Below are 1,120 nucleotides of genomic sequence, written 5' to 3'. Positions count from 1 at the left end.
GGGCCTAGAATAAAAAGTGTACAAGTTAAATAGAGACTCTGATTTAGTATAATTAAGGAAGTAAATTGGAGGATCAAATAATGACGAAGCACAGTTATGACAAGGAATTTAAGGAACAGGCCGTTCAGTATTACTTAGATAACAAGGATCACATGACCATGAATGAAATAAGTAAGAATCTAGGTATTGGGGCTAGTACATTACATAAATGGATTAAGCTGTTTACTGAGACTGGGGAGTTTGGCCGTGGCTCTGGTAATTTTGCCAGCGATAAGGACAAGGAGATTGCACGACTAAAGCGTCAACTTCGTGACGCTGAAGGAGCGATCGAAGTGTTAAAAAATCAATCGGGATTCTGAGCAAGTAACTACCGAAAAGGTATACCAAGAAATGGACGTTCAGCACGCTTTGGAATCCCACCCTTCCATCAATGGTATGTGTGATTATGTTGGAATCTCAAGAAGTGGTTACTATCAACGAGAAAAGCGTCATAATCACCAATCACCGCGAAAGCTTCAGAAGAAGTTTATTCAAGGTGAAATTAAAGCAATTTGGCTCAAAAGCCTTTGTATTTACGGTGCCGGCAAAATCACCCAAGAACTTCGCTCAAAAGGATATAAGATCGCTGAACGAACTGTTGGTAAGTATATGCGTGAACTTGGCATTCACGCCGTTTACCTAACCCCTTGGACGACTACCACTCGCAATTCTAAGTTTGATAAACAGCTAATAAATATTTTAGACGAGCAGTTCAATCCATTGCGACCAAACGCCGTTTGGTGCATTGACACCACTTATATTCCAGTTCATGACGGATTCGTTTATTTAACCAGTATTATGGACTTGTACTCCCGACGGATCATTGGTTGGGACTTATCTGAAACCTTGGAGGTATCGAATGTCATCCCACTTATTGAAAAGACTAAGCACAGTCGCCATATTAGCAAGCCATTAATCATGCACAGTGATCGTGGTAGTCAGTTTACGTCTGAAGCTTACAATCAAGTTACAGCTAACATGACATTAAGCTATTCAAAGAAAGCTTATCCTTGGGATAATGCCTGCATTGAGTCGTTTCATGCCTTGATTAAGCGTGAATGGATAAATCGGTCTTGAATTG

The 1,120-nt window shown here is 40.4% G+C and carries 2 protein-coding genes; both read left to right on the top strand.

The features are described from left to right. Positions 1–80 precede the first annotated feature (80 nt). Positions 81–359: a transposase gene (locus JCM17471_RS13145; RefSeq protein WP_156321731.1), complete on the top strand. Its 279-nt coding sequence runs from the start codon at positions 81–83 to the stop codon at positions 357–359. 31 nt (positions 360–390) lie between these two features. Then, positions 391–1,116, top strand: coding sequence for an IS3 family transposase (locus JCM17471_RS13140; RefSeq protein WP_054778175.1), 726 nt, complete (start codon positions 391–393; stop codon positions 1,114–1,116). Positions 1,117–1,120 lie beyond the last annotated feature (4 nt).

It is taken from the genome of Lacticaseibacillus saniviri JCM 17471 = DSM 24301 (assembly GCF_001311785.1).
Taxonomy (GTDB): domain Bacteria; phylum Bacillota; class Bacilli; order Lactobacillales; family Lactobacillaceae; genus Lacticaseibacillus; species Lacticaseibacillus saniviri.
The sequence above is the reverse complement of the archived record's forward strand: the minus strand, read 5'-3'. Positions and strand labels throughout refer to the sequence as shown.

Coding starts and splice junctions, on each gene's coding strand:
- JCM17471_RS13140 (WP_054778175.1), top strand. CDS start 391: ATGGACGTTCAGCACGCTTTGGAATCCCACCCTTCCATCAATGGTATG.
- JCM17471_RS13145 (WP_156321731.1), top strand. CDS start 81: ATGACGAAGCACAGTTATGACAAGGAATTTAAGGAACAGGCCGTTCAG.